21 protein-coding genes are annotated in these 22,154 nt (G+C 40.2%); 9 read left to right on the top strand and 12 right to left on the bottom strand.

Annotated features, from left to right (window positions below; all coding sequences use genetic code 11):
• Positions 1 to 572: 572 nt before the first annotated feature.
• Positions 573 to 1,595 (top strand): GGDEF domain-containing protein, encoded by a 1,023-nt coding sequence (locus tag V7K73_RS19300; protein WP_334882174.1) that lies wholly within the window; start codon positions 573 to 575, stop codon positions 1,593 to 1,595.
• A gap of 65 nt (positions 1,596 to 1,660) precedes the next feature.
• Here V7K73_RS19300 and V7K73_RS19295 read toward each other — a convergent pair whose 3' ends face one another.
• Positions 1,661 to 2,341 (bottom strand): ATP-dependent Zn protease, encoded by a 681-nt coding sequence (locus tag V7K73_RS19295; protein WP_334882173.1) that lies wholly within the window; start codon positions 2,339 to 2,341, stop codon positions 1,661 to 1,663.
• A 306-nt stretch (positions 2,342 to 2,647) separates the two neighbouring features.
• Here V7K73_RS19295 and V7K73_RS19290 point away from each other — a divergent pair, with 306 nt between their 5' ends.
• Positions 2,648 to 2,863, top strand: coding sequence for a DUF2945 domain-containing protein (locus V7K73_RS19290; protein WP_334882172.1), 216 nt, complete (start codon positions 2,648 to 2,650; stop codon positions 2,861 to 2,863).
• Between the two features lie 225 nt (positions 2,864 to 3,088).
• Here V7K73_RS19290 and V7K73_RS19285 read toward each other — a convergent pair whose 3' ends face one another.
• Together V7K73_RS19285 and V7K73_RS19280 are read right to left on the bottom strand one after the other, a co-directional pair.
• Complete coding sequence (locus V7K73_RS19285; protein ID WP_334882171.1) at positions 3,089 to 3,931, bottom strand: CheR family methyltransferase; 843 nt, start codon at positions 3,929 to 3,931, stop codon at positions 3,089 to 3,091.
• Positions 3,932 to 3,942: 11 nt separating this feature from the next.
• Positions 3,943 to 5,004 (bottom strand): protein-glutamate methylesterase/protein-glutamine glutaminase, encoded by a 1,062-nt coding sequence (locus tag V7K73_RS19280; protein ID WP_334882170.1) that lies wholly within the window; start codon positions 5,002 to 5,004, stop codon positions 3,943 to 3,945.
• Between the two features lie 34 nt (positions 5,005 to 5,038).
• Between V7K73_RS19280 and V7K73_RS19275 the strand changes: the two genes are divergently transcribed.
• Positions 5,039 to 5,374: a hypothetical protein gene (locus tag V7K73_RS19275; RefSeq protein WP_334882169.1), complete on the top strand. Its 336-nt coding sequence runs from the start codon at positions 5,039 to 5,041 to the stop codon at positions 5,372 to 5,374.
• Positions 5,375 to 5,734: 360 nt separating this feature from the next.
• Here the strand turns inward: V7K73_RS19275 and V7K73_RS19270 are convergent, their stop codons facing one another.
• The 3 genes from V7K73_RS19270 to V7K73_RS19260 are packed head-to-tail and all read right to left on the bottom strand — an operon-like array spanning position 5,735 to position 9,718.
• Positions 5,735 to 7,039, bottom strand: a complete 1,305-nt coding sequence (locus V7K73_RS19270) for a methyl-accepting chemotaxis protein (RefSeq protein WP_334882168.1) — start codon at positions 7,037 to 7,039, stop codon at positions 5,735 to 5,737.
• A gap of 17 nt (positions 7,040 to 7,056) precedes the next feature.
• The gene (locus V7K73_RS19265; protein WP_334882167.1) at positions 7,057 to 7,527 is read right to left on the bottom strand and encodes a chemotaxis protein CheW; all 471 of its coding nucleotides are present in this window, start codon (positions 7,525 to 7,527) and stop codon (positions 7,057 to 7,059) included.
• Positions 7,520 to 9,718: a chemotaxis protein CheA gene (locus V7K73_RS19260; protein WP_334882166.1), complete on the bottom strand. Its 2,199-nt coding sequence runs from the start codon at positions 9,716 to 9,718 to the stop codon at positions 7,520 to 7,522. Before V7K73_RS19260 ends, V7K73_RS19265 begins: the two co-directional genes overlap by 8 nt.
• Before the next feature lie 802 nt (positions 9,719 to 10,520).
• Between V7K73_RS19260 and V7K73_RS19255 the strand changes: the two genes are divergently transcribed.
• The 3 genes from V7K73_RS19255 to V7K73_RS19245 are packed head-to-tail and all read left to right on the top strand — an operon-like array spanning position 10,521 to position 13,165.
• A complete protein-coding gene (locus V7K73_RS19255) occupies positions 10,521 to 10,886 on the top strand; it encodes a response regulator (protein WP_334882165.1) in 366 nt (121 codons plus the stop codon).
• Positions 10,887 to 10,892: 6 nt separating this feature from the next.
• Positions 10,893 to 11,501, top strand: coding sequence for a chemotaxis protein CheC (locus V7K73_RS19250; protein WP_334882164.1), 609 nt, complete (start codon positions 10,893 to 10,895; stop codon positions 11,499 to 11,501).
• 50 nt (positions 11,502 to 11,551) lie between these two features.
• Complete coding sequence (locus tag V7K73_RS19245) at positions 11,552 to 13,165, top strand: hybrid sensor histidine kinase/response regulator (RefSeq protein WP_334882163.1); 1,614 nt, start codon at positions 11,552 to 11,554, stop codon at positions 13,163 to 13,165.
• A 102-nt stretch (positions 13,166 to 13,267) separates the two neighbouring features.
• Here V7K73_RS19245 and V7K73_RS19240 read toward each other — a convergent pair whose 3' ends face one another.
• The gene (locus V7K73_RS19240) at positions 13,268 to 14,113 is read right to left on the bottom strand and encodes a GNAT family N-acetyltransferase (RefSeq protein WP_334882162.1); all 846 of its coding nucleotides are present in this window, start codon (positions 14,111 to 14,113) and stop codon (positions 13,268 to 13,270) included.
• A 739-nt stretch (positions 14,114 to 14,852) separates the two neighbouring features.
• Between V7K73_RS19240 and V7K73_RS19235 the strand changes: the two genes are divergently transcribed.
• The gene (locus V7K73_RS19235; RefSeq protein WP_334882161.1) at positions 14,853 to 15,251 is read left to right on the top strand and encodes a peptidoglycan-binding domain-containing protein; all 399 of its coding nucleotides are present in this window, start codon (positions 14,853 to 14,855) and stop codon (positions 15,249 to 15,251) included.
• A gap of 126 nt (positions 15,252 to 15,377) precedes the next feature.
• Here V7K73_RS19235 and V7K73_RS19230 read toward each other — a convergent pair whose 3' ends face one another.
• The 3 genes from V7K73_RS19230 to V7K73_RS19220 form a co-directional block, all read right to left on the bottom strand.
• Positions 15,378 to 17,666 carry an FUSC family protein gene (locus V7K73_RS19230; protein WP_334882160.1) on the bottom strand — a complete coding sequence of 763 codons (2,289 nt, stop codon included), beginning with the start codon at positions 17,664 to 17,666 and terminating at the stop codon, positions 15,378 to 15,380.
• Between the two features lie 92 nt (positions 17,667 to 17,758).
• Positions 17,759 to 18,007, bottom strand: coding sequence for a hypothetical protein (locus tag V7K73_RS19225; protein ID WP_334882159.1), 249 nt, complete (start codon positions 18,005 to 18,007; stop codon positions 17,759 to 17,761).
• 180 nt (positions 18,008 to 18,187) lie between these two features.
• Positions 18,188 to 19,276, bottom strand: coding sequence for a HoxN/HupN/NixA family nickel/cobalt transporter (locus V7K73_RS19220; protein ID WP_334882158.1), 1,089 nt, complete (start codon positions 19,274 to 19,276; stop codon positions 18,188 to 18,190).
• Positions 19,277 to 19,824: 548 nt separating this feature from the next.
• Between V7K73_RS19220 and V7K73_RS19215 the strand changes: the two genes are divergently transcribed.
• On the top strand, positions 19,825 to 20,169 hold the full coding sequence (locus V7K73_RS19215; protein WP_334882157.1) for a hypothetical protein: 345 nt from the start codon (positions 19,825 to 19,827) through the stop codon (positions 20,167 to 20,169).
• Entirely contained in the window at positions 20,166 to 20,462 is a 297-nt protein-coding gene (locus V7K73_RS19210; RefSeq protein WP_334882156.1) for a PIN domain-containing protein, read from the top strand. Before V7K73_RS19215 ends, V7K73_RS19210 begins: the two co-directional genes overlap by 4 nt.
• Positions 20,463 to 20,575: 113 nt before the next feature.
• Here the strand turns inward: V7K73_RS19210 and purU are convergent, their stop codons facing one another.
• Both purU and V7K73_RS19200 read right to left on the bottom strand, forming a co-directional pair.
• A complete protein-coding gene (purU, locus tag V7K73_RS19205) occupies positions 20,576 to 21,430 on the bottom strand; it encodes a formyltetrahydrofolate deformylase (protein WP_334882155.1) in 855 nt (284 codons plus the stop codon).
• Positions 21,431 to 21,456: 26 nt separating this feature from the next.
• Entirely contained in the window at positions 21,457 to 22,083 is a 627-nt protein-coding gene (locus V7K73_RS19200; protein WP_334882154.1) for a DUF4340 domain-containing protein, read from the bottom strand.
• Between the last annotated feature and the right edge of the window lie 71 nt (positions 22,084 to 22,154).

Genomic DNA, 22,154 nt, shown 5'->3' with positions numbered 1-22,154 from the left:
CGGTTCACTTAAGAAAATTGTAGGTTGGGTAGAACATTGGTGTTAAACATCACGGAAGTGTTGGGTTACCCTGCCTTAAACCCCTTTGGGTTTACGTTCCTCGATTCAACCTACGTAGAAGTTGAGTTTTAGGCTTAACTGAACTGTGTTGTTCTATAACTAAATGAAAATTTTTATTACTTAGTTATTTTTCTCCTTAGGAAAAAATTTCGCTGCCTAATGTGACAGTTCTTACCAACTTTTTATTTGGGTAATTAAAGGAAAATAACACTTAGGATATTACAGAAATATTTTTTACACGCCCAATTAATATTCAGTATTTTTACTGTTTAAAAAATATTCTGTAAAGAAGACATTAGTTGTCAGCAGAGGAGGTTTCAGAAACGGTAGTAGTAAAAATAAAGTCTGAAAAGGAGATTAAAATTGTAAAAATCTATATTCGGCGACAAAATAGTTAATATATTAGCAAATAGAACTCAAGATAAAAAATCATATTTGGTATTAGCTAAAAATAGCAGTAAGTATTAAAAAGTTAATCTGTTTAAAAGTTAAATAAGGCAAAAAATAAAGCAATGAATATGTCTATTATGATCTTTGGAAAAAATAACTTTATTGCTACGCTTCCAGATCAAATCCGTTATGCGACTGCTTTTAGTGTAGAAATTATAGACAATCTTAATCAAGCAGTGTCGCGGATTCAAATGATGCTCCCCGATATAATACTTGTGCAGGCTAGTCTGGATGGCAGTATAGAACTTTGCAGTTGGTTGAATGATCAGACAAAACTATCCTGGATATACTGTATTCTCTTCGAGGATCGTCGCCAGCAGCTTACTGATAGAAATAAGGGTTGGCACAGGGAATTAGAGATGAGTGCTACGGCATTAAAACAAGGAGCCGATGCTTATATTTGGTATTTTATTGCTGAAAAAAGAGATTATAGCTTTACAGAATTGACTGCCAATCATGGACTAATACTTGCTCAATTGACTGTTGGCTTCCGAAAAACACAAAAATACCGAGAATTGATTCGGAGAAATGATATGTTATCAGCGATCGCCTTAGCTGATTCCTTGACAGAATTAAATAATCGTCGTGCTTTAGAATGGGACTTACCCAGGCAAATTAAAAAAGCTAGAAGTCAAAAAACTTGCATGAGTTTGATTATTCTGGATGTAGATCATTTCAAAAAAGTTAACGATACTCACGGGCATTTAGTTGGCGATCGCATCTTGCAGCTACTATGTAAGCGTCTGCAACACAATCTGCGCTCTCAAGACACAGCATTTCGCTATGGTGGCGAAGAATTTGTGATTCTTCTGGCTAACAGCAACGATGAGGAAGCAGTAGTCGTCGCCCGTCGTCTCAATCGGGTAGTCAGCGACGAACCATTTTCACTCAGCAATAAACTGACAATTAATATCACCATTAGTCTAGGCACAGCCTCTTTGGAAGCTGAGGATGATGATGAAGGAGTAAGTCTGTTGCACCGTGCGGATCAATGCTTGCTACAAGCTAAAACTGCTGGACGTAATCGAGTTATTGCCTCGAACTATTTATGTCATGTCCCACATCTAAAAGCTGTTTCTTCTTAAAATTATTCATTAATCATTATTCATTAGGCATAGGTTATTTTCCTTGTCCCCCTGCCCTTTGCTCCCTACTCCCCTCTTACTCCTAACTCAGCATGACAATCTTCTACCGAAGTGCGTTGTCGCATGGCATTAACTAAAGTCTCGTAGCGAGACTGATTTTCTTCCAGTAGGGTTTTTGCTTGGAGGGTATGAAACCGCAATTTTTGCTGATAAACTGATTCAGGAAATCCCAAAATTGTCAAGACTCCTATCAGCTTGTTTTTATCATCAGATCCCCCCTCAGCATGATTAAAAACTAGGGTTTCAGCAGCAATACCCGCCATCCAAACAGTGCAGTAGCGGTCTAGCATTTGAGAACTGATTTTACCCACTTCTAGTTGAGATGCTAATTCGCCATCATCAAAGCTAACGCCGCCTTGCCCAGGTTGACCCTGTTTCCAGGCTTCCCAAGCGCTGAGGGTGTAGCCGGTAACGGGAATACCTAACAAGTAAGCAACCAAAAAATGCCCTGCTTCGTGATGGATGATGCGATCGCGGTGTTCACTTGAAAATCCAGCAATCCAATCTAAAAAGATAGTACCACCCTTGCCTTGCAAACTAAAGCTGTCAAAAGTGGCTATTCCCAAAATAGCGAAGGTAGCAAGCGCCGGTACTGCGGGCGATAAATTCAAGAATGGCCCCAGCAGTACCGATAGGGTCATCAGAAAAATAGATATTGCAACTAAATTTAGGTTAGTCTGGCTCATTGAGAGTTTTTTGATAATCTGCTTAATCTCTCTTCATTATCAGGCGATTGCAGAGCTTTTGTATCAATGTGGTTGTAGCGATCGCCTAATTTCATCTCACACCTAATTAAATTACTGGCTTAATAAGGGATGTTTTCTCTATCACTAGAATGATGGCTGTTTTTCCAGTCGCAGACATAATGTGACGTTATAGCGGTTCTCGTTTATGTGAGGTACATCGGTAGGGGCATGGCACTGCTATGCCCCTACACCTGGCGATATTGGGAACCGCTTTAGTAGGTATAAAACATTAAGTAGGAGATGAATGTGGCTGAACAATTCAAAAATGGCGATCGGGTTGAATGGAACACTTCACAAGGTAAGACAACTGGCAAGGTAATAAAGAAACTCACTTCACCTACAGATATTAAAGAACACCATATTGCTGCAAGTGAAGATAAACCTGAGTACTTAGTTGAAAGCGATCGCACAGGAAAACAAGCTGCTCACAAGCCTGATGCTCTGAAGAAATTAGAGGAATAATGTTAGGAAAAATATAGGATAAAAAGTAAGAAAGGTGGGAAAAGTAGGAGGTTTTTTATTCCCCTTGATTATCAGGTTATTACACGCTATTTTGATATTTAAGTACAGTTGTTGAAAGGAGAGTTTGGGGATATGTAAAAATGCTGCTGAAATTTTTAGATGAAAAACCTAAAAGTAAATAGGGAACTGGAGTTAAATAAAGTATATTTTTTAACTCCTTTTATCTCAATCGGCAATTTTAACTTCAGGATTGTCTAATCGATAGCAGATAGCCTTGTCAAATAAAACCCGCTTGAATGATTCATCTAGGCTAATAGTCGTTTCACCACTACCCAGAAACAAGTAGCCATCTGGCCTTAATTGCTGCTTGATGTTTTTTAGCAAGGTTTTTTTGGTAACAACATCAAAGTAGATTAAAACATTGCGTAAAAATATAACGTCAAATTGCGGCAGAGATGACCAAGATTGCAAAAGATTTAACTGACGAAAATCAACCATCTGGCGGATTTGTTGATTTATTTGCCAGTCAGTATCTAGCTTTTGAAAGTAGCGATCGCGTATATTTTTAGATAGTCCACGATTCATTTCAAGGTGGTTATAATGCCCTTCGCAAGCACGCGCTAAAACCTTAGTAGAAAAATCAGTTGCAATTAATTTTACAGCCCAATTACTAAGCATGGGAAAATGTTCATTAATTAATATGGCGATACTATAAGGTTCTTGTCCATTAGAGCAGGCTGCACACCAAATATTGAGCGATCGCTCAATTGATCGTTGTTTAATTAACTCTGGTAGCACGTATTCTTTCAGTGCTTTAAAAGGGTGGCTATCACGGAAGAATGAGGTTTCGTTAGTAACTAGCGCCTCGATTGTCTGGACGTGAAGACTATTAAAGGGGTGAGTTCGCAAGTAAGTAACCAAATCAGGGATAGAAGCGAATCCTGCCGATTCGATAATTGGCTGCAAATGTAACTCTGCTAAATAGCTTTTATCACCAAACAACACAACGGCTGAATGATGATTAACTAATTCCCGAAGATACTCAAAATCAATGGTGCTTATACCCATAATCTGTGTAATTACAGGTCATAAAGAGGAACTTGATTGAAACGAATTCTGTGCATAATTTCATTTGCGATCTCATTAAGTGGAAGAATTTTATTGGCCAGTCCAGCATTAACGACAAAACTAGGCATTCCCCACACTACGCTAGTAGCTTTATCTTGTGCAAGTACCTGTCCACCCGCCTCGTGTATGCAATGACAACCATGTAACCCATCTTGCCCCATACCTGTGAGGATAACTGCGATCGCCCCAGCCCCATAAACCTGTGCAACCGATCGCAACAACACATCGACTGAAGGACGACAAGAATTTTCGGGAGATGCTTGATGGGTAAGAAGTCGAACCTCAGTATTGTCGCGCTGCACAATTAGATGGAAATCTCCTGGCGCAATCCACGCATGTCCCGGTTTTAGTATCTGTCCAGAAACCGCTTCGTCTACTGGGATTTGACACTTGGAAGCTAATTGTTCAGCTAGTAGTTTCGTAAACATTGGCGGCATGTGTTGCACAATCAAAATCGGCACTGATAAATCTGCTGGAAACTCCTTAAGCACTACAGCCAGAGCATTTGGCCCTCCGGTAGAAACCCCAATTGCCACAACCTCCACCTGCTGTAAGCTGCTACGAACAGGAAAAATAACTGGATGGGTAATTATGCTGGGTGTGAAAAATGTACCAAATACCTTAATTTTAGGAATTAAATCATCCCGAATATGTTGGGTTGCTGCCTCTACATTTCCTAAGTTACTAGGTTTTGTGGCATAGTCTGAAGCACCTAAAGAAAGAGCTTCCAGCGTTGCGATCGCTCCACTGCGTGTGAAGCTACTATACATAATCACTGGTAAGCGTGGATATATTTGTCGAATAGCGGACAGGGTTTGCAAACCATCCATCACCGGCATCTCAATATCCAGGATAATCACATCGGGATTAACATGAGAAATTTTGGCAAGGGCAATGCGGCCATTAGCCGCGACTCCTACCACCTCCAGTTCGGGATCGCTAGACAAAATTTTACTTAATCGACTCCGCACTACTACAGCGTCATCAACAATTAGTACCCGGATTTTGGGCATTGGGAAATGGGGGCAGGGGATTGGGGAAGTTTTTATGCTTGTTTACAAGTATCAGAGGTTCATTAATGGAGTTCAGAGGTTCATTAATGGAGTTCAGAGGTTCATTAACGGAGTTCAGAGGTTCATTAACGGAGTTCAGAGGTTCATTAATGGAGTTCAGAGGTTGATTAACGGAGTTCAGAGGTTCATTAATGGAGTTCAGAGGTTGATTAACGGAGTTCAGAGGTTGATTAACGGAGTTCAGAGGTTCATTAATGGAGTTCAGAGGTTCATTAATGGAGTTCAGAGGTTCATTAATGGAGTTCAGAGGTTCATTAAGGGAGTTCAGAGGTTCATTAACGGAGTTCAGAGGTTCATTGTTGCATTCTAAAATATATCTCCTCTCTTCCCCTGCCACTTCTTCGGACTACTGGTGTCAACAAAAGCCTAGAAATAACTTTAGGACTTACGCATCAAGTACGAAATGTAGGGGCAATTCATGAATTGCCCCTACGGTAAATCAAGGCTTTCACTGCTTTTTGCGTAAGTCCTAAACTTAACTTTGGCTGACTCACCCGCCTGGAACTAAAATTCTTTGGCTTTCAGCTAAAGTCTACTAAAGTAGACTAAAGATTTTTAGGTATATTTAGTCATCTTAAGATGACTTTTGCTATTAGCAAGGAACTTCAGTTCCTTGTGGGACATGACTTTTACGTTAAGTTGACACCTGTGCTTCAAGACTGCCTCCTACTTAATACTTAAACTGATTAACGACTTTCTGCAAATCTACTGCCATTCGAGATAGTTCTGTAGCTGCCTCTAATGTATTACTAGTTCCAGTAGTCGTACTTTGAGTATTGAGTGCGACAATTCCAATATTTTTGGCAATATCTAATGTACCTTTGGCTGCCTCAGCCATATTTCGACCAATTTCATTTGTAGTTGCGGTTTGTTGCTCAATAGCACTGGCGATCGTGCTTTGGAAGTCGTTGATTTGATTGATAATATTAGTAATTTGAGTGATGGCTTGAACGGCGCTTTTTGTATCTGTCTGAATTGCTTCAATTCGCAAGCTTATATCTTCAGTCGCATTTGCCGTTTGTTTGGCTAATTCTTTCACCTCGTTGGCGACTACGGCAAATCCTCTACCGGCATCCCCGGCTCTCGCTGCCTCAATGGTAGCATTGAGTGCTAGCAGATTTGTTTGCCCTGCGATCGCGGTAATCACTTTAATAACTTTGCCAATTTCGATACTGCTTTGACCGAGTTTGTTAATTGTCTCGTTCGTGCGTTCAGCCGTTTTAACTGCCTCACTCGTCACCTTAGCTCCTTCGGTAACAGTCTTAGCAATTTCTCGAATGCTAGCATTCATCTCTTCCACGGCAGTCACAACTGTATTGGTATTCTGACTTACTTGTTCAGCTGAGGCAGATGCAGAAATGGCCTGTTCGGCTGTTTGTTCGGCATTCTCACTCATTTCTTTACTGACTGTGGTTAGTTCTTCTGCGGAAGAGGCAACTGCTGTTGCCACCTCTGTCATCTGTCTAATTGAAGACTTTAGGCTGCTAATCATCTGATTTGCATTATCCGTAAGCTCCTTAAACTCTCCTGCATTACTTGCCTCGATTTGCTTGGATAAATTTCCTTGAGCGACGGCAAGGCTGACCTCATTAATACCTTTTATCTGCTCTCTTAAATTTGTAGACATCTGATTCAAGTTTTCGAGCGATTCTTTCCAACTCCCACCTGCTCCTTTGACAACGCCTTGAGAACCAAGCTTCCCTTCGATACCAATCTCGGATGCCAAGCGATTAACTTCACTAGCAAAATTTTGATTTAAACTCACCAATTCATTAAATACTGAGGTAATTTCACCCAGTTCATTATTTTCATCAGTTAAACGAACGGTAAAATCACCGTTTTTTGCTGCCTTAAGTGCTATTAGTAACGCTTGCAATTGCACTTTTATTACACTTTCATCAGTTGGTTGAGAATCTGCACTATCCACCGAGGTAGATTTTGAATTGGCTGTTTTTCCAGCCCGATTTGTAGTCATTGCAAAGCGCTCCTGAATTATTTGATAATCTGGTTTGTTAAATTAACATCTAGAATTTTCTCGGCATCTAGAACTAACAGAAATCCCTCTGGGAGCGGGTAAGCTCCTGCTAGCATCTGACGCATTCTACCTTTTAACGTTGCAGGTGGGGGTTGAAAGGTGTTTTGTGCGAACTCTAAAACATCTCCCACATCATCAACGAGCAGACTGACTACTTCCCGATCGCAACACACAATGATATTAAATCCCTGCGGATCATCTCCAAGTTTTGTAGTTAATTGTGTCTGGGGTTCCTTCATCTCTAATCGACGCTGCAAATCGATAACAGTAATAATTTGTCCACGTAAATTAATCAACCCACAGATATCTGGTGCTGCCAAAGGTACACGAGTCGTTGCTTGTGGACGAATCACTTCTTGAACGTGTTGCACGTCAAAGCCAAAGTAAACTCCTTTGAGAAAAAATGTGCAAATTTGTTGTTCAGCCATGAGTCGCTAGTTGCAGCAAATGAGGGTTAGCAATCCGAATTACAGTCTCAATGTCAATAATTTCTGTGATTTTTCCTTGAATTACAGCACAGAAAAGCACACCAGGTCTACTACGAATACCTTTAATGGTTAGTGGTTCTTCCACAATATCAAGAATCCGATCGACCACTAGCCCAACATTGAGTTCTGAGTATGGAGAGACAATAATTATCTGGAGCGTTTCTGCAACTGTTGCTAAAGCCGGATCGTTAAAGCGATCGCCAAATATCTTATAAAGATCAATTAGCGGTAGAATTTGACCATTAAACTGTAAGACATCCTGATTACCCACTTTTTCCACCGCAGAAGCAAGAATTTCTTCGAGCCGAAATGCGATCGCCAGTGGAATACCCATGCGTGCGCCTTGGGGTCCCTCAAACAGTAAAATTGTTTGGCGTGAGTCTGGTTGCTCTTGGCTATTTGCAGCATTTTCGCTTAACAACTGCTTTTGTTTGGCGGTTATACCAGTTCGGTTTGCCAAAGCAACAACATCAATTATTAATGCTACTGTGCCATCCCCTAAAACGGTAGCTCCTGCAAATAGGGATAGCGCCTTTAACTGTCTTCCCAAAGGTTTAACTACAATATCTTGAATGTCTCCGATTGTGTCTACCACCAGTCCAAAGCGATAATTATCAACTTGCACAATTACCAGACTGAGTGTTTCTAAATTGCTGACACTATCCTGGTGCAATACTTCATTGAGGTAAATCAAGGGGACAAGATTACCCCGCAAGCGATACACAGGCACATCGTATAATATCTCAATACTATTGAATGTTTCTAGGCGTACTAGTTCTAGTAAACTCCCTTGGGGAATAGCATAGCGATCGCCCCCACTGCTGACAATCAATGCTGGAATAATTGCCAATGTCAACGGAATTTTGATTTTAAAAGTCGTTCCTTGTCCATGTTGGCTGTAAATTTCAACCGTTCCGTTAATTTTCTCAATATTACTCTTGACAATATCCATCCCAACCCCTCGCCCGGAAAGGTAAGTTACCTGTTCAGCTGTGGAGAAGCCGGATAAAAAAATTAAGTTCATCGCTTCTGACTCGCTCATGGTTGCAGCCTGCACAGCGTTTACTAAACCAAGTTGTTGCGATCGCCCTTTGATCTGTTCTAAATTTAGACCGCGACCATCATCGCCAATTTCAATATTGACTTTGCCGCTTTCGTGATAGGCTCTGAGAAATAGCCTTCCTACGCTTGGCTTTCCACAAGCAACCCGTTCGTCTGGTAATTCAATTCCATGATCGATGCAATTGCGTAATAAGTGCGTTAATGGGTCTTTAATTGTTTCAATAATACTTTTGTCTAGTTCGGTATCTGCTCCCTCCATCTCCACTTCAACTTCTTTACCGGAAGCGATCGCTAAATCACGGGTGACGCGAGGGAACTTTTGCCAAATAGAACTAATTGGTTGCAGCCGAGTTTTCATCACCCCTTCTTGCAACTCGGCTGTAAGTAAACTAAGGTGCTGACAGGTAGCAGCAAAACTATTATCTTTAAATTTTGTACTAAATCCGATTACCTGGTTCCGGGCTAAAACGAGTTCACCCACTAGGTTAATCATCTGATCTAGCAGATTAACGTTGACTCGGATATAAGCAGATTCTGATGTTATCGGAGTTGATATTTCTGTGAGTTCGTTATTGACAGATTGAACATCACTATATGCTGCATCTATTTGTGGCGTTTGTGTATTAATAGGCGATTGAGAGACTTTTGGAGTCTGTTTAGTTTTTGACAATTGGGTTAGAGCCACGATCAGTGCTGAATAATTGCGTAGGCGCAGCCCGTCGTAGACATCGCCCTCATCCTTTGTAGCTTGAATTTGAGACAGGATTTGCCGAATGCTATCAACTGTTTGGAGTAAAGTACTAATAATCTCAGGGGTGATTGCTAGTTGGCGATCGCGTAGACACGAGAGCAAATTCTCTCCAGCATGAGCAAGTGATTCCAAATTAGGAAACGGTAAAAAACCGCAATTCCCTTTAAGCGTATGCAGTGAGCGATAAATGCGAACTAATGCTTCTCCATTACCAGATGTTTTTTCTAGCTCAATAATATCGCCTTCAATTTGATTCAAGTTCTCATAGCTTTCAACGAGAAATGCTTCTATATCATCGTCTATTTCATTTAACTCCATTGGTTAATAAAGTAAAAATTTGTATCTTCTTATTTTAATACTATTTTAATATTTAACTTCAACAATCTCTATCTAAAGAGAGATGTTTCTATTTTCTCAGGCTGAAGACATAATTTTGCCTTAATGATATATTCAAAAGATAGGCAATGTTATCGTTGCTATTCAACTCAAAATTTCAATAAGGATGGTCGTCAATACAGACAATTTTAAGGGAGCATCCCGTCAGGTGCAAAAACTTTGTGTTTGCCCTCATCCCCTAACCCCTTCTCCCTTCATATGGGATTCGGGGAACTAGAATTCTGTCTCCCCTCTCCCACCTGAAGGGAGAGGGGCTGGGGGTGAGGGAAAAGATATTGGGATGCTCCCCAATTTTTTTACAAGGGCAAACAATCCGACGTGGGTTCCGCCCCGCTTGGCTAACGTCAGTTTATCGAATCCTAACAACCTTGGTGCTACTCAAACCATGTCAAGCAGCTATGCCTCAAGATGTATCTTAATGGCATAAGCTTGCGAAAAATTCAGCCTCTAACCTATATCTATCACACAACGATTTTGCATTGGCAACCGAAAGAAAAACTGAAATTAAATCGAATTTCAAATACTTAATAAATCTTCCAAGTTTCCATTAAAAAAATTAGCTTCACAGCATTATGATTTCTATCGATTTTGATAATTTTTCCGAAATTATTATTGATAATTGTAAAATCATATTTATTTTTTAATTTATCCATTTTAATTAATAATGTATGCTGATTAACCTAAATCAATAATTATTAAGCTAAAGCACAAAAGGACAAAGTTGATGGCAATGGTTTTGATTATCGATGATGCAGCTTTTTCTCGCAGAATGATTCGTAAGTTTCTGCAAATCGATGGTTATGAAATTATCGAAGCAACTAATGGGCGTGAGGGATTAGAAATGGTTTACAAGCATCAGCCAAATTGTGTGTTGGTGGATCTTCTCATGCCAGATATGAATGGCTTTGAATTTCTGAAAGCTATGCAAGATAAAGAATTAAAAATCCCGACCATTATCATTTCTGCGGATATCCAAGAAGGCGCACGCAATCAAAGCTATAACCTGGGGGCAGTTAACTTTATTAATAAACCGCCAAAAGAAACTGAATTGCGAAAGGCAGTCCAGGAAGTTCTTAATACCAAGGAATAAGTTTTCATGAATGTGACCGCAGAAGAACTGGATGCCCTGCAAGAGTTAATTAATATTGGAGTCGGTCGAGCAGCAAGTCTACTTAATGAAATGGTAGATTCTCACATTCGTCTGAAAATTCCGGTTGTTAAAATCTTAACTCCTAACGAAGCATATCAAGAATTAATAAAACGATTTCATGATGATAGTTTGGCATCTGTAAAACTACGCTTTACAGGCTCTTTTTATGGCACTGCTAGCTTAATTTTTCCAACTGATAGCGCATCAACATTGGTTGCAGTGCTTACAGGTGAAAAGCCAGGTTCGCCTGATCTAGATGCGGTGAAAATTGGCACCCTGAGCGAAATTGGTAACATTGTTATAAATGGCGTAATGGGTTCACTTAGTAATGTGCTAAAAAAGCATCTAAACTACACACTGCCGGTTTATTTAGAAGATACACTTGAAAATTTATTATTATCTGCATACGAGAGTGATTCAAAAATATTACTCGCACAAGCCAGTTTCACAATTGAACGCTTAGAAATTATTGGAGATATTATTTTAATCTTTCTGGTAGGGACTTTTGATGCGCTCATCAATGCAATTAAGGAGGAAATAGAAATAATAAAATAATAAAATAGTAGCTAAAATCGTTGACAAAAGTATTAAAATTTGATAATCCAATGAATATAATTGAACAAGCTCAGGAAAAATTTAGCCTTTTAGATAAAATTCCTTTGGGAGCTTTTGTTCTACAGTCAGATTATATTGTTATCTTTTGGAACTGCTGCTTAGAGGAATGGACAAAAATTCCGAGAAATAAGATGTTGGGAAATTCTATTCATGAATATTATCCTCATCTTAATCAACCTCGTTATGCTAACCGATTGCAGCAAATTTTTCAAGGCGGGCTTCCGACAATTTTTTCTTCTCAACTGCATAAATATATTATTCCAGTACCTATATCCAAAGATAAATACCGCATTCAGCACACAACTGTTACTGCTGTGTCTGCATTGGATGGAGATAAATTTTATGCTCTCTTTTCAATTGAAGATTTGACAGATTTAACCTTCCGAGTTCAGGAATATAAAATCCTGCGCGATCAGGCTTTAGAAATAGCAGAAGAACGCCAACAGGCGAAAGAAGCTGCTGAGACAGCAAACCGAATTAAAGATGAATTTTTAGCAATTGTTTCTCATGAACTTCGTTCTCCTCTTAATCCAATTTTGGGCTGGGCAAAGCTACTAAAGAATCGCTCATTAAACGAAGCTACTACTGTGCGTGCCATTGAGACAATCGAACGAAATGCTGAATTACAGGCTCAGTTGATTGAAGATTTGTTGGATATCTCTCGCATTCTGCAAGGCAAGCTAGCACTTAATTTAGAAATTGTTAATCTTGTTTTTACTATTGAAGCTGCCTTAGAGACAGTGCAATTGGCAGCAGAAGCAAAGGCCATTCAAATTAATCTTTATTTGGATAGAAAAATTGGATACGTAAAGGGTGATAGTAGTCGTATTCAACAAATTATTTGGAATTTGCTGTCTAACGCTGTTAAATTCACACCATCGGGTGGACAGGTTGAAGTCTACCTAGAAGAGATTAATTCTGAGGTACAACTGAGAGTTAGTGACACGGGTAAAGGTATTACTTCTGACTTTCTGCCACACGTATTTGAGTATTTTCGTCAGGCAGATAGTCGTACAACCCGAAGTTTTGGTGGACTAGGGCTTGGTTTAGCGATTGTGCGCCAACTTGTAGAGTTACATGGCGGTACAGTTTTGGCAGAAAGCGCTGGAGAAGGACTTGGTGCGACGTTTACAGTTTGCTTACCCATGTTTCAACATCTGGAGTTAGGAAGTGAAAATCACAATGTATCAGGCGATTCCGATCCATCTGGTATGCTTTATACTCCACTAGAAGGAATACGTTTGTTAGTTGTAGATGATAATGCTGATACCCGTGAGTTTCTGGCCTTTTTATTAGAACAGCAGGGAGCAATAGTGACGATCGCAGCATCAGCCAATGAAGCCCTGACTGCAATTATGGAGTCAAAGCCAGATTTGCTGTTAAGCGATTTAGGGATGCCAGATGTTGACGGTTACACTTTAATCAGAAAGTTACGCGCAATGCCCGCTAATTTAGGTGGGCAAATTCCAGCGATCGCTCTAAGTGCTTACGCCGCAGAAACGACACAAAAACAGGTTTTTACAGCCGGATTTCAACTCCATATCGCTAAACCAGCCGATCCTGTGAAATTGGTAGCTGCGATCGCAGCCCTTGTTAATAATTGAACTTTTAACTAATTTCAATATTTATGCCATCCTACTTAAGAGGGTTTTTGCGTAAGTCCTAAGTGGGATTGTATATTAGGTAAAGACGTTGTTTGTCCGTCTCTAACCTAGTTCTAAACTTGTCACAGCAAAGATGCGATAAATAGGTAAATTAGGAATTTCTTTAGTGTACATCCGAGCAGTTTGAGAGACTGGTTGCAATTGGTAACGTTGAACTAGGTTAATCGCTTGTAGATTTGTATCCGGCACATCAAAAAACACTGAAGCATGAGGATTTTGTGCAAGCAAGGCTTGAAATAATACTTCAGCAATCTGTTCATCATTAGCAAATAGTGGCCCAACCCTAAAACCTGTATGGGCAGGTCGGATAACTCCGTAACCCGCAAGAGATCCATTTTTGATAAACCCGAAAGCAGTACTTTCTGGTTGTTCAATCCAATGTCGCAGAAACAGCGATCGCTTAGAAGGAAAAAGTTGGCGATCGTAAGCCACCAACTCTTCAAAAGGCACTGTTTTCAAATCCACGATCCCAGCAGGTACAACACCGCCACCCACGCCTTCATAACGAATATGGTTATAAGCAATTTGGAAACCAGACTTTTTGTAGTTATCTTGTTGAGCTACTACACCATCCAAGCCAATGTTACGATCAGCACCCAGATAGTCTATTGCTGTCTTCCAAATTTTCATACCCAACCCCTGCCCACGAAACTGGGGTTTTACAATGTAAAAACCTAGAAAGCCAAAGTGTGCATCGTAAGCAACAGCAGAAATGCACCCCACCGGCTCACCATTCAACTCACCCAAGAAAAAACCGCTCTCGTCAGTTTGATAAAAAGATTGAGCATCATACTTTCCTGGATTCCAACCTTCGGTTGCTGCCCAAGTAATCGCCAAATCCATTTCCGACCTGTTCATTGGACGGATGATGAAATTCTCAGTGGTCATAATATCTTCTTACTACTAAGCTGTTAACTATTTAACTTCGCTTTCGCAAACTGAGCGATCGCTCTTAATAAGTAAGTGGGTCAAATTAAATATAAAACCTCACCCTGCCTCCAGCTTCCCCCGACAATAATAAGGAGAGGGATTGAGGGTGAGGTTTATTATATGTTTAATTACGTCTACCTACTTATTACTTTTTTGTATAGCTGCGACTTCCAGTCGCTTGAGCATTATTTACATACTACTGTTCTATTACCATATACTAATACACGATTTTGCAAGTGCGATCGCCATTTTTTTTAGCGGTGATTTAAAGATTTTAGGCAAATTCTCACAAATCAAGACTAAGACCTTATGCAACACAATTCTAAATAAATTAGTCATGCTTTTGTCACAATTTTGCAATAGCTCTGTCAATATAACGTGTGATGCTATAGCTCTGGGTTAAAAAATAGACTCCCTCTAGACTAAACCCACACACCAGAGTCTACCGAAGAGAATCAATATAAGGCACTAACTCACATCTTGCACCTAGCCCTGGCGATTAGAAATCGCGGCTATACAAACAAAGTCCACCTCCGTGGACAAGCGAGAAAATCAAAGGTTTTTAACCCACGGAGGTGGGTTTAGCCTGTGTAGCCGCGATTTCTAATCGCCTGGTGCAAGATATAAGCTAATCCTTATTTGGATGACTCTTCTAATCAAAATTGCCAGATTCTCATAGTTAGAAGGAACAAAACAGATGAATTGGAAAGTACTTGCTTTGCTCCCTGCCTTGGCTTTAGCTACTGCTGCGCCAGCTTATTCTTTAAACAATAATAAAACCCACAATACGGCTACTGCTACCCAGGTTGCTCAAAATACCCAGGCTGGCAGCACCATGAAAAAGGCTAATGCTGTCCACAGGGTTAATGCCAAGCATAATAGTATGGCAAACCGTAGTACTGTACTCACAGTAGGTAGCAGAGGAGAAGGAGTCAGAACTGCTCAGAATTTGTTAAAACAGCAAGGATTCTATACTGCAAGTGTGAATGGTGTTTTTGATAACAAGACACGTTCAGCGGTGATGAAATTTCAGAAGTCTAAAGGATTAAGAGCAGACGGAATAATTGGACACCGGACTTTGGCATCTCTTAAATAAAATGGTTTCAGCTTCCTAAACAAAATTATTCGGCGTTGCATATTTATGGGATGATTTGGCAACTTCTAAAATTCCGCCCTGCCTCAAGAGCTTGCCCCAAATCATCCCACTGTTTTGTAACACCAATTATTCTTGCAGACGAGCAATTACACAGTGCATAACTTTAATTTCATTAACAATTCGATCCAGTTCTGTGGAGAGCGGAGTTTGTTCTTGAACGGCTTGCAATGTGGGAGTTAAAGTGTTGAAATTGGTAGCAATTTCTGATAACCGGGCAGTATGTAACTGTTCAATTTGTTTGTGAATTGCTTCGAGATAGCTATCCAGGGCTGGTAATGGTTGAGGTGGCTGTCCCAGCCCTTGGGCATCTGCTAAGTTTTCCAAAACTTGGACAATGGTATCAGCAAGTCGCTTGAGTTCAGGAAATTGGTACTCCCCGCTAAATTCTCGCAGATGTTCTGCCAAAGTTGTTACCGAACTAAAAAAGCCACGAATGTATATCATCAGCGTCATTACAGGTTCGATTTCTCCCTGAATGTGACGAGGTTCGCTGAACAATCGTTGAGCTGCGGCGTTGGCGTTGGCGTTCTCTAGTGCTGCTTGGTGACGTAGCATGTTGATAGAATCAGCAAAGGCATTATGTTCTGGATGAAGATAGTTAGCTATTACTTGCTGAAAGTAAGCAAGATTAGCTCGAATTGTCTTTTCCAGTTGTGCAGGAAGTTGCTGTCGTTCCCAACGAGGGAAAAGCAAATAACTACCAAGCAGTGCTAAAACACCTCCAGCCAAGCTATCGAAGATCCGCAATATTCCAACCTTCCAGCCACCTGCACTAATAATATTGAGTAGCAAGATGATGGCGGGAGTCAGCAGTATGATAAATAAGCTGTAGCTTAACGATCGCACCGACATCGCCACAAATACCAGCAGCAGGAAACAAACTGCACTCGCTAATGAATTCTTAACTAGTAAAACCAGAGCAATACCGATAATTCCACCCAAAATAGTGCCAACAACTCTTTGTACTGTTGTCTGTGACGTTCCACCAAAGTTGGGTTTAAGTGCAACTAAAGCTGTTAGCGTTATCCAGTAGCCTCTAGGTAATTGCAATAGTGAGGCAAGTAATTCTGCAAGGGTTGTTATTAGTGCGAGGCGCAACGCATGACGAAACAGGACTGAATCAAAAGTGAAATTATTTCGCAGTGTATCAATAATTGTAGAACGCTCTGCTTGGGCTGGGGGAGAAATATCTCGCTGGGCATTGCTGTTGCCCTGTTTTCCCAGGCTTATATCTGTAACAATCTCTGCATCAGTATGAATTTGCTCTGCCAACTTTGTCAAACTGGCTGTAATCTTGCCAAGGTTGAGGAGAGCGGAATAGTTATCTGTCTGAGAATTGATGGTTTGATTGAGGATTTGAGAACGCAGAACTTGCCTTTGGTGTTCTAGTGCTTCAAGACTGCGATCGAGATCCCCCAGGTGAGGTGAGTTTTTTCCTTTGGCGATCGCTTGTGATAACATTTGCAGAGCAATTGCCGACTGTTGTATAACTTGCTGAATTTCTTTCTCTAACCGAGAAAATAGTTGATGTTCGGATGCGATCGCTAATAGTTCGATCAGTGCTATAACAGAATTGACAATTTGATTTATATCCTCGATTAATACCAGTAACTGATTTCCCCGCAGGTTCGCTCCTTTTTGCCTAGTCCAGATAGTTGTCCAGACGCTACGGGCAGATGTTAAGTTTTGAATAACTGTATCCTGAGCTTGCAAAAATCGCTGTTCCCACTGCTGATGATTTTTTGGATTTAATGCTCTCTGGCTTGCCAAGTCCACAAAATTGCTTAATGACAGATAACAGTTAGCGACTATCTGCATTGCAGGCACATCAGGACGCACCACCCACAGTCCTAATGACAATACAGTTGTCCATGTTCCACCAGCCAGACATAGCCCACAGTGTTGAATAAGAGTAGACAAATTAGAAAATGAAGCGAATTTAGCCAGCGCAATCACAAACATAATCGAAGTAATCAAGCTGACAGATGCAGCCACGTTGCCATAGAGGCTAGCTAAACCTGTGATAAATATTACCAAGAAGGTGGTTGGGATAGCTAACCAGAGATGACTGCTAACTAGACTTGCGATTAGGAACATTAAAGTTACCCCAATCGTAGCTGCGATCATCGCAGTCGCTCGCTGACGGTAGGCTCCGTCAACATTTACCATGCCAACGAACCAAGCTGCCATAGTGGCGATCGCACTTTCAGCAGCATGATTTGTAATGATTCCAATTCCAATCGGGACACCCAGTATAAAAAGGCTACGCAATCCAGAGGCAATGGCGGGCTTACCTGGCTGGAGTTGAAACTGCTGCAACAACCAACCCAGAGGACGTTTATCTGTAAATGACATTATTAAACTGGCGACTATAACAAACTGCGATCGTTTCTTACAGCATTTTAGCCATTCTTGAAATAACTATTTTTTTTCTGTAAGGAAGGGGATTAAAAAAGGGCGCATTTACTGAGAATGGTTTCCAGCCCATTCTGTACCTGTTCAAGTTCTTGGCGCTGTTGGTAAATCCACATCTTTTGGGCCTCACGTTGTTCTAGAGTTTCGTTGTGAGCTTTTTCCTGCTGTTCTAGGAGATTTTCGTAAAGTGCGATCGCTTGTGCCATTACAGCAGAGAATGATTTAATTTTGCTTTCAAAAATTGAACTAATATATTGGTTTATTTGCTCTATTATAAGCATTTATTCCTATAAAAGCTGTCATAATGCACAACTTTAATGTTGCACATAAGTAAGTCGGCGTTAAAAAATTAATCTATGTAACAAAATGTAAACCTAGCAAAGAGCTTATAAATTAATAGTTCCAGGGTTTTTAGAAAACTCAACATACCTTGGTTTTATCGTGCCGACTTACTTATAGGCTCAATGCCTATTCCTCTTGTTTTTAACGGTTGTAGCGCTAGTAACTTCCAACTCATCATATTTATTGACTTTATAAATGATGGTTGAAAGTAACCAACTTAATACAAAAATGGCAATGATTAAGTAACCAATTGTGCCAAAGTTATCACCTAGTTGACTAATGAAATCCCAAAACGGACTTTTCAGCTGTAACTGATCGCCAATAATGTTCAGAGCCTCAATTCCGCCAATGATTACAGCAACTAGTACAGAAACAAGGGTGATGGTCATGTTGTAGTAGAGCTTGCGGATTGGTTTGACGTAAGCCCAGCCATAAGCACCAAGCATTAAAATGCCGTCAGTGGTGTCAACTAGGGACATACCTGCGGTGAACAAAGCTGGAAATAATAGGATCGACCAGATAGGCAGACCTTTAGCTGCTTGATTCGCAGAAATCCCCAGCAGTGCTACCTCTGTGGCCGTGTCGAAGCCTAAGCCAAAAAGGAAACCTAAAGGAAACATTTGCCAGCTACTATCTATCAACCGAAATAAAGGACGGAAGATGCGACCAAGTAGCCCGCGTTGGTTCAAAAATTCATCTAAGGATTGCTCGTCATAGATTCCTCCTCGCTTGACGGTTTGGAAGGTCTTATAAACATCCCACAGCACCACGATATTGATTGCTGCAATTGCTAGTAGGAAAAGTGCAGAAACGGTACTGCTAATTAGCCCTCCAACCTTTTCAAAACTGGGAAAGTTATTATGGATGGTTGTAGTGGTTAAAGCGATCGCAACAGAGGCGACAATTACAACGGTGGAATGACCTAGAGAGAAGAAAAACCCAACAGAAACAGGTCGTTTGTTCTCCTGCATCAATTTACGGGTAACATTGTCAATCGCGGCGATGTGATCGGCATCTACAGCATGACGTAGACCAAAGCTATAAGCTAATACGGCAGTGCCAAGCAGAAGGGGGTAGCTGTGAAATGCAATGAGGGCAACTATCCAGACCAAAATATTCACGCTAATCAAGAACGCATAGATGTTGATAACTTTACGTCTAACGTTTCTGGGACTATCGTTGAAAACACGCGAAAATCTGGCTAGCATTTATCACTCCTTATAAAGGCATATTTCGACAAGGTGAAAAACGAATGAGACTCTCTATGAGCCGTACAAGCATACTGAGCCAGCCTATAGAGGTTTCATTCATCAAAATTACTTACATTAACATTGACGTAAGGTTAAGTAAAACCTATCTAAATGACAAAGATATTGCAAAGTTATGTCAAAAGTGTGATTAGTAGGTCATACTTCATGTGAGCAGCATTGGCAGGCTGAAATCTTTATAAATAAGACTAAAGAAGCTTCTCAATATATTTTGAGTTATTCTCAAAAATGGTTATTAGCAATATAGAAAACAATTTGATCTGAAGTATTACCACTTGTTAATAATTATCAAATGAACAACAAAAAATCGCCTCTATCCTTTCAAGAGCCGATTCTGAAATCTCAACCCTACAAAAACAACTCACAGGCTACAAACAACAAAAAGGCGGGTTAATGCAATAACTATTAACAGGTAAAAAACGAGTCAAACTAAATTAATCCCTGAAGAGTGAAAGTAAAATAAAATTATCCTCCACTTAAACCCCATCATGGCTATCCCAGAACTCGAACAACAACTCCTTCAGCTTTCCCCCAACGATAAACTGTATATTATCCAATTCCTTGCCCAAAGCGTGACCACACACAACACCCACCCAAACCAACCCACCAAACTCTCAGAATTCTTCCGTCAATCCTCCCTAGCTCAACTCACTGAAGAACTCGACCTTAGCCGAAGCTGGACATTACTAAAAACCCTCATTGAGTCCCTACAACCAGAAACCCAAATCGAAAGCCCAGAATATCCCCTGACTAAATTCTATGGATGTATCCAAGATGAAACATTCTTTCGCCATCCTCAAGGACAACAACAAGAACGCGAACCCATCCTGTGAAATTTCTGCTAGATACTAACACTTGCATTATCTATATGCGTGGTAAAAATTTCACCTTAAAACAGAAACTAGAAACCACTGCTACTAAAGATATTGCCGTTTGCTCAATCGTCAAAGCTGAACTATTTTATGGCGCAATCAAAAGTGCTAATCCAGAACGTAATCTTACCTTACAGCAAGAATTTTTAGCTCAATTTATATCATTACCGTTTGACGAGCTCGCAGCAATGACATTTGGAATGATTCCATCTCAGCTAGAAGCATTAGGCACTCCAATTGGAGCTTATGATTGACAAATTGCCGCGATCGCACTGACAAATAACTTAACCCTTGTTACCCATAACACCAGAGAATTTAAACGAGTTAATAACTTGCTGATTGAAGATTGGGAGATAGATAATTGACATCACTCAAAGACTACTGTTCTATTACCATATACTAATACACGATTTTGCAAGTGCGATCGCACCGCTCTTGCTAATACAACTCTCTCTAAATCCTTGCCTTTTCTCACCAAATCATCCACTTCATCACGGTGACTAACTCGCACCACATCCTGTTCAATAATTGGGCCTGCATCTAAATCAGCAGTGGCATAATGAGCCGTTGCACCAATAATTTTTACACCACGTTCAAAAGCTCGATGATAAGGGTTTGCTCCGATAAAAGCTGGTAAAAATGAATGATGTATATTAATAATTTGCGGAAATTGACTAATAAAATCTGCACTAACAATCTGCATATATTTCGCCAATACAACTAAATCTATTTTGTACTGGCGGAGTAATTCTAGTTGTTGAGCTTCTTGTTCTGATTTATTATCTTTATTAATGGGAATGTGCTGGAAGTCAATATTAAATTGCTCTGCAACTACCTTTAAATTAGAATGGTTACTAATAATTAAAGGAATTTCAGCAATAAATTCTTTAGCGCGTTGTCGCCAAATTAAGTCAAATAGACAATGGTCTTGGCGACTTACCCAAATAGCAATGCGTGGTACTGTATCAGAAAAACGTATTTCCCACTTAGCGCCTAAAGGTTGGGCGATCGCATTAAATGCAGGTGCAATAAACTCTCGCGGCAAATTGAACCCCTCTAATTGCCATTCAATGCGGGTAAGGAATAACCCAGCAGCAAAATCTGTATGTTGATCTGCATGGATAATATTACCACCATTAGAATAGATGAAATTGGCAAATTTCGCCACCAGTCCCCGTTGATCGGGGCAAGAAATCAGCAATGTTGCTGTCGGATTCGTCATAATAATATCGCCAGATTTTGAATTAATTATTTGCTGTTTATCGGAGTCGGTTTAGGAATGGTGAGCGGAGGAAGTTTCTGACTATTATCTACAGGTTGTTTCCACTCTGATAATTCTCGATTTACGGCATTTGCAAAATCTGTAGATACCAACAGCACATTTATATTTCCATCGGGTTTAGGAGCAGGGTCAGCTTCAGCATACAAGAAACGACCGTTAAAGTTAGATTTACCTAAAATTAACTGATGGCTTTGTCGGTTTTTCAGGGTAATATTGATAGTTGCTTGGGGTTCATCTAGGGCAAATTCTCCAAGCTCTTTTGCTGGAGTTGATAAAGTCTGCTCGCTATTACCTTTGACCAACAAATTCATTAAATAAGAAACAATAGCATCATTTGCTGGGCCAGATATCGGAGATTTGATTAACCACTTGGGGTTACTACTAGATTCAGGGTTCCGTTCCAGATTCAGAGTGAGCTTTTTTGTCGTGACTGTTAAAGATTGCACATCATCTTCTCCAAAAGAGAAAATTTTCTGCTTTTGCTCCTTGGTTTGTTCTCGCACAGTCGCACCCCGAATTTCATGGAAATAAACAAAACCACCTAAACCTAGCGCTAGCAGGATTAAAATTAAAGTTGTTCTGGGCAATTTCATTTTTTATTTGTCATTTGTCATTGGTAAAGAGTTAATATTTATAACTCCCAACTCCCAACTCCCAACTCCCA

This window comes from Nostoc sp., assembly GCF_036916975.1.
Taxonomy (GTDB): domain Bacteria; phylum Cyanobacteriota; class Cyanobacteriia; order Cyanobacteriales; family Nostocaceae; genus Nostoc.
Note: the sequence above shows the minus strand (reverse complement) of the source record. Positions and strands in the feature narration are given on the sequence as shown.

Coding starts and splice junctions, on each gene's coding strand:
- V7K73_RS19295 (WP_334882173.1), bottom strand. CDS start 2,341: ATGAGCCAGACTAACCTAAATTTAGTTGCAATATCTATTTTTCTGATG.
- V7K73_RS19220 (WP_334882158.1), bottom strand. CDS start 19,276: ATGCTAGCCAGATTTTCGCGTGTTTTCAACGATAGTCCCAGAAACGTT.
- V7K73_RS19200 (WP_334882154.1), bottom strand. CDS start 22,083: ATGAAATTGCCCAGAACAACTTTAATTTTAATCCTGCTAGCGCTAGGT.
- V7K73_RS19300 (WP_334882174.1), top strand. CDS start 573: ATGAATATGTCTATTATGATCTTTGGAAAAAATAACTTTATTGCTACG.
- V7K73_RS19235 (WP_334882161.1), top strand. CDS start 14,853: ATGAATTGGAAAGTACTTGCTTTGCTCCCTGCCTTGGCTTTAGCTACT.
- V7K73_RS19240 (WP_334882162.1), bottom strand. CDS start 14,113: ATGACCACTGAGAATTTCATCATCCGTCCAATGAACAGGTCGGAAATG.
- V7K73_RS19270 (WP_334882168.1), bottom strand. CDS start 7,039: ATGACTACAAATCGGGCTGGAAAAACAGCCAATTCAAAATCTACCTCG.
- purU (WP_334882155.1), bottom strand. CDS start 21,430: ATGACGAATCCGACAGCAACATTGCTGATTTCTTGCCCCGATCAACGG.
- V7K73_RS19285 (WP_334882171.1), bottom strand. CDS start 3,931: ATGGGTATAAGCACCATTGATTTTGAGTATCTTCGGGAATTAGTTAAT.
- V7K73_RS19275 (WP_334882169.1), top strand. CDS start 5,039: ATGCTTGTTTACAAGTATCAGAGGTTCATTAATGGAGTTCAGAGGTTC.
- V7K73_RS19280 (WP_334882170.1), bottom strand. CDS start 5,004: ATGCCCAAAATCCGGGTACTAATTGTTGATGACGCTGTAGTAGTGCGG.
- V7K73_RS19225 (WP_334882159.1), bottom strand. CDS start 18,007: ATGCTTATAATAGAGCAAATAAACCAATATATTAGTTCAATTTTTGAA.
- V7K73_RS19215 (WP_334882157.1), top strand. CDS start 19,825: ATGGCTATCCCAGAACTCGAACAACAACTCCTTCAGCTTTCCCCCAAC.
- V7K73_RS19255 (WP_334882165.1), top strand. CDS start 10,521: ATGGCAATGGTTTTGATTATCGATGATGCAGCTTTTTCTCGCAGAATG.
- V7K73_RS19230 (WP_334882160.1), bottom strand. CDS start 17,666: ATGTCATTTACAGATAAACGTCCTCTGGGTTGGTTGTTGCAGCAGTTT.
- V7K73_RS19265 (WP_334882167.1), bottom strand. CDS start 7,527: ATGGCTGAACAACAAATTTGCACATTTTTTCTCAAAGGAGTTTACTTT.
- V7K73_RS19245 (WP_334882163.1), top strand. CDS start 11,552: ATGAATATAATTGAACAAGCTCAGGAAAAATTTAGCCTTTTAGATAAA.
- V7K73_RS19260 (WP_334882166.1), bottom strand. CDS start 9,718: ATGGAGTTAAATGAAATAGACGATGATATAGAAGCATTTCTCGTTGAA.
- V7K73_RS19250 (WP_334882164.1), top strand. CDS start 10,893: ATGAATGTGACCGCAGAAGAACTGGATGCCCTGCAAGAGTTAATTAAT.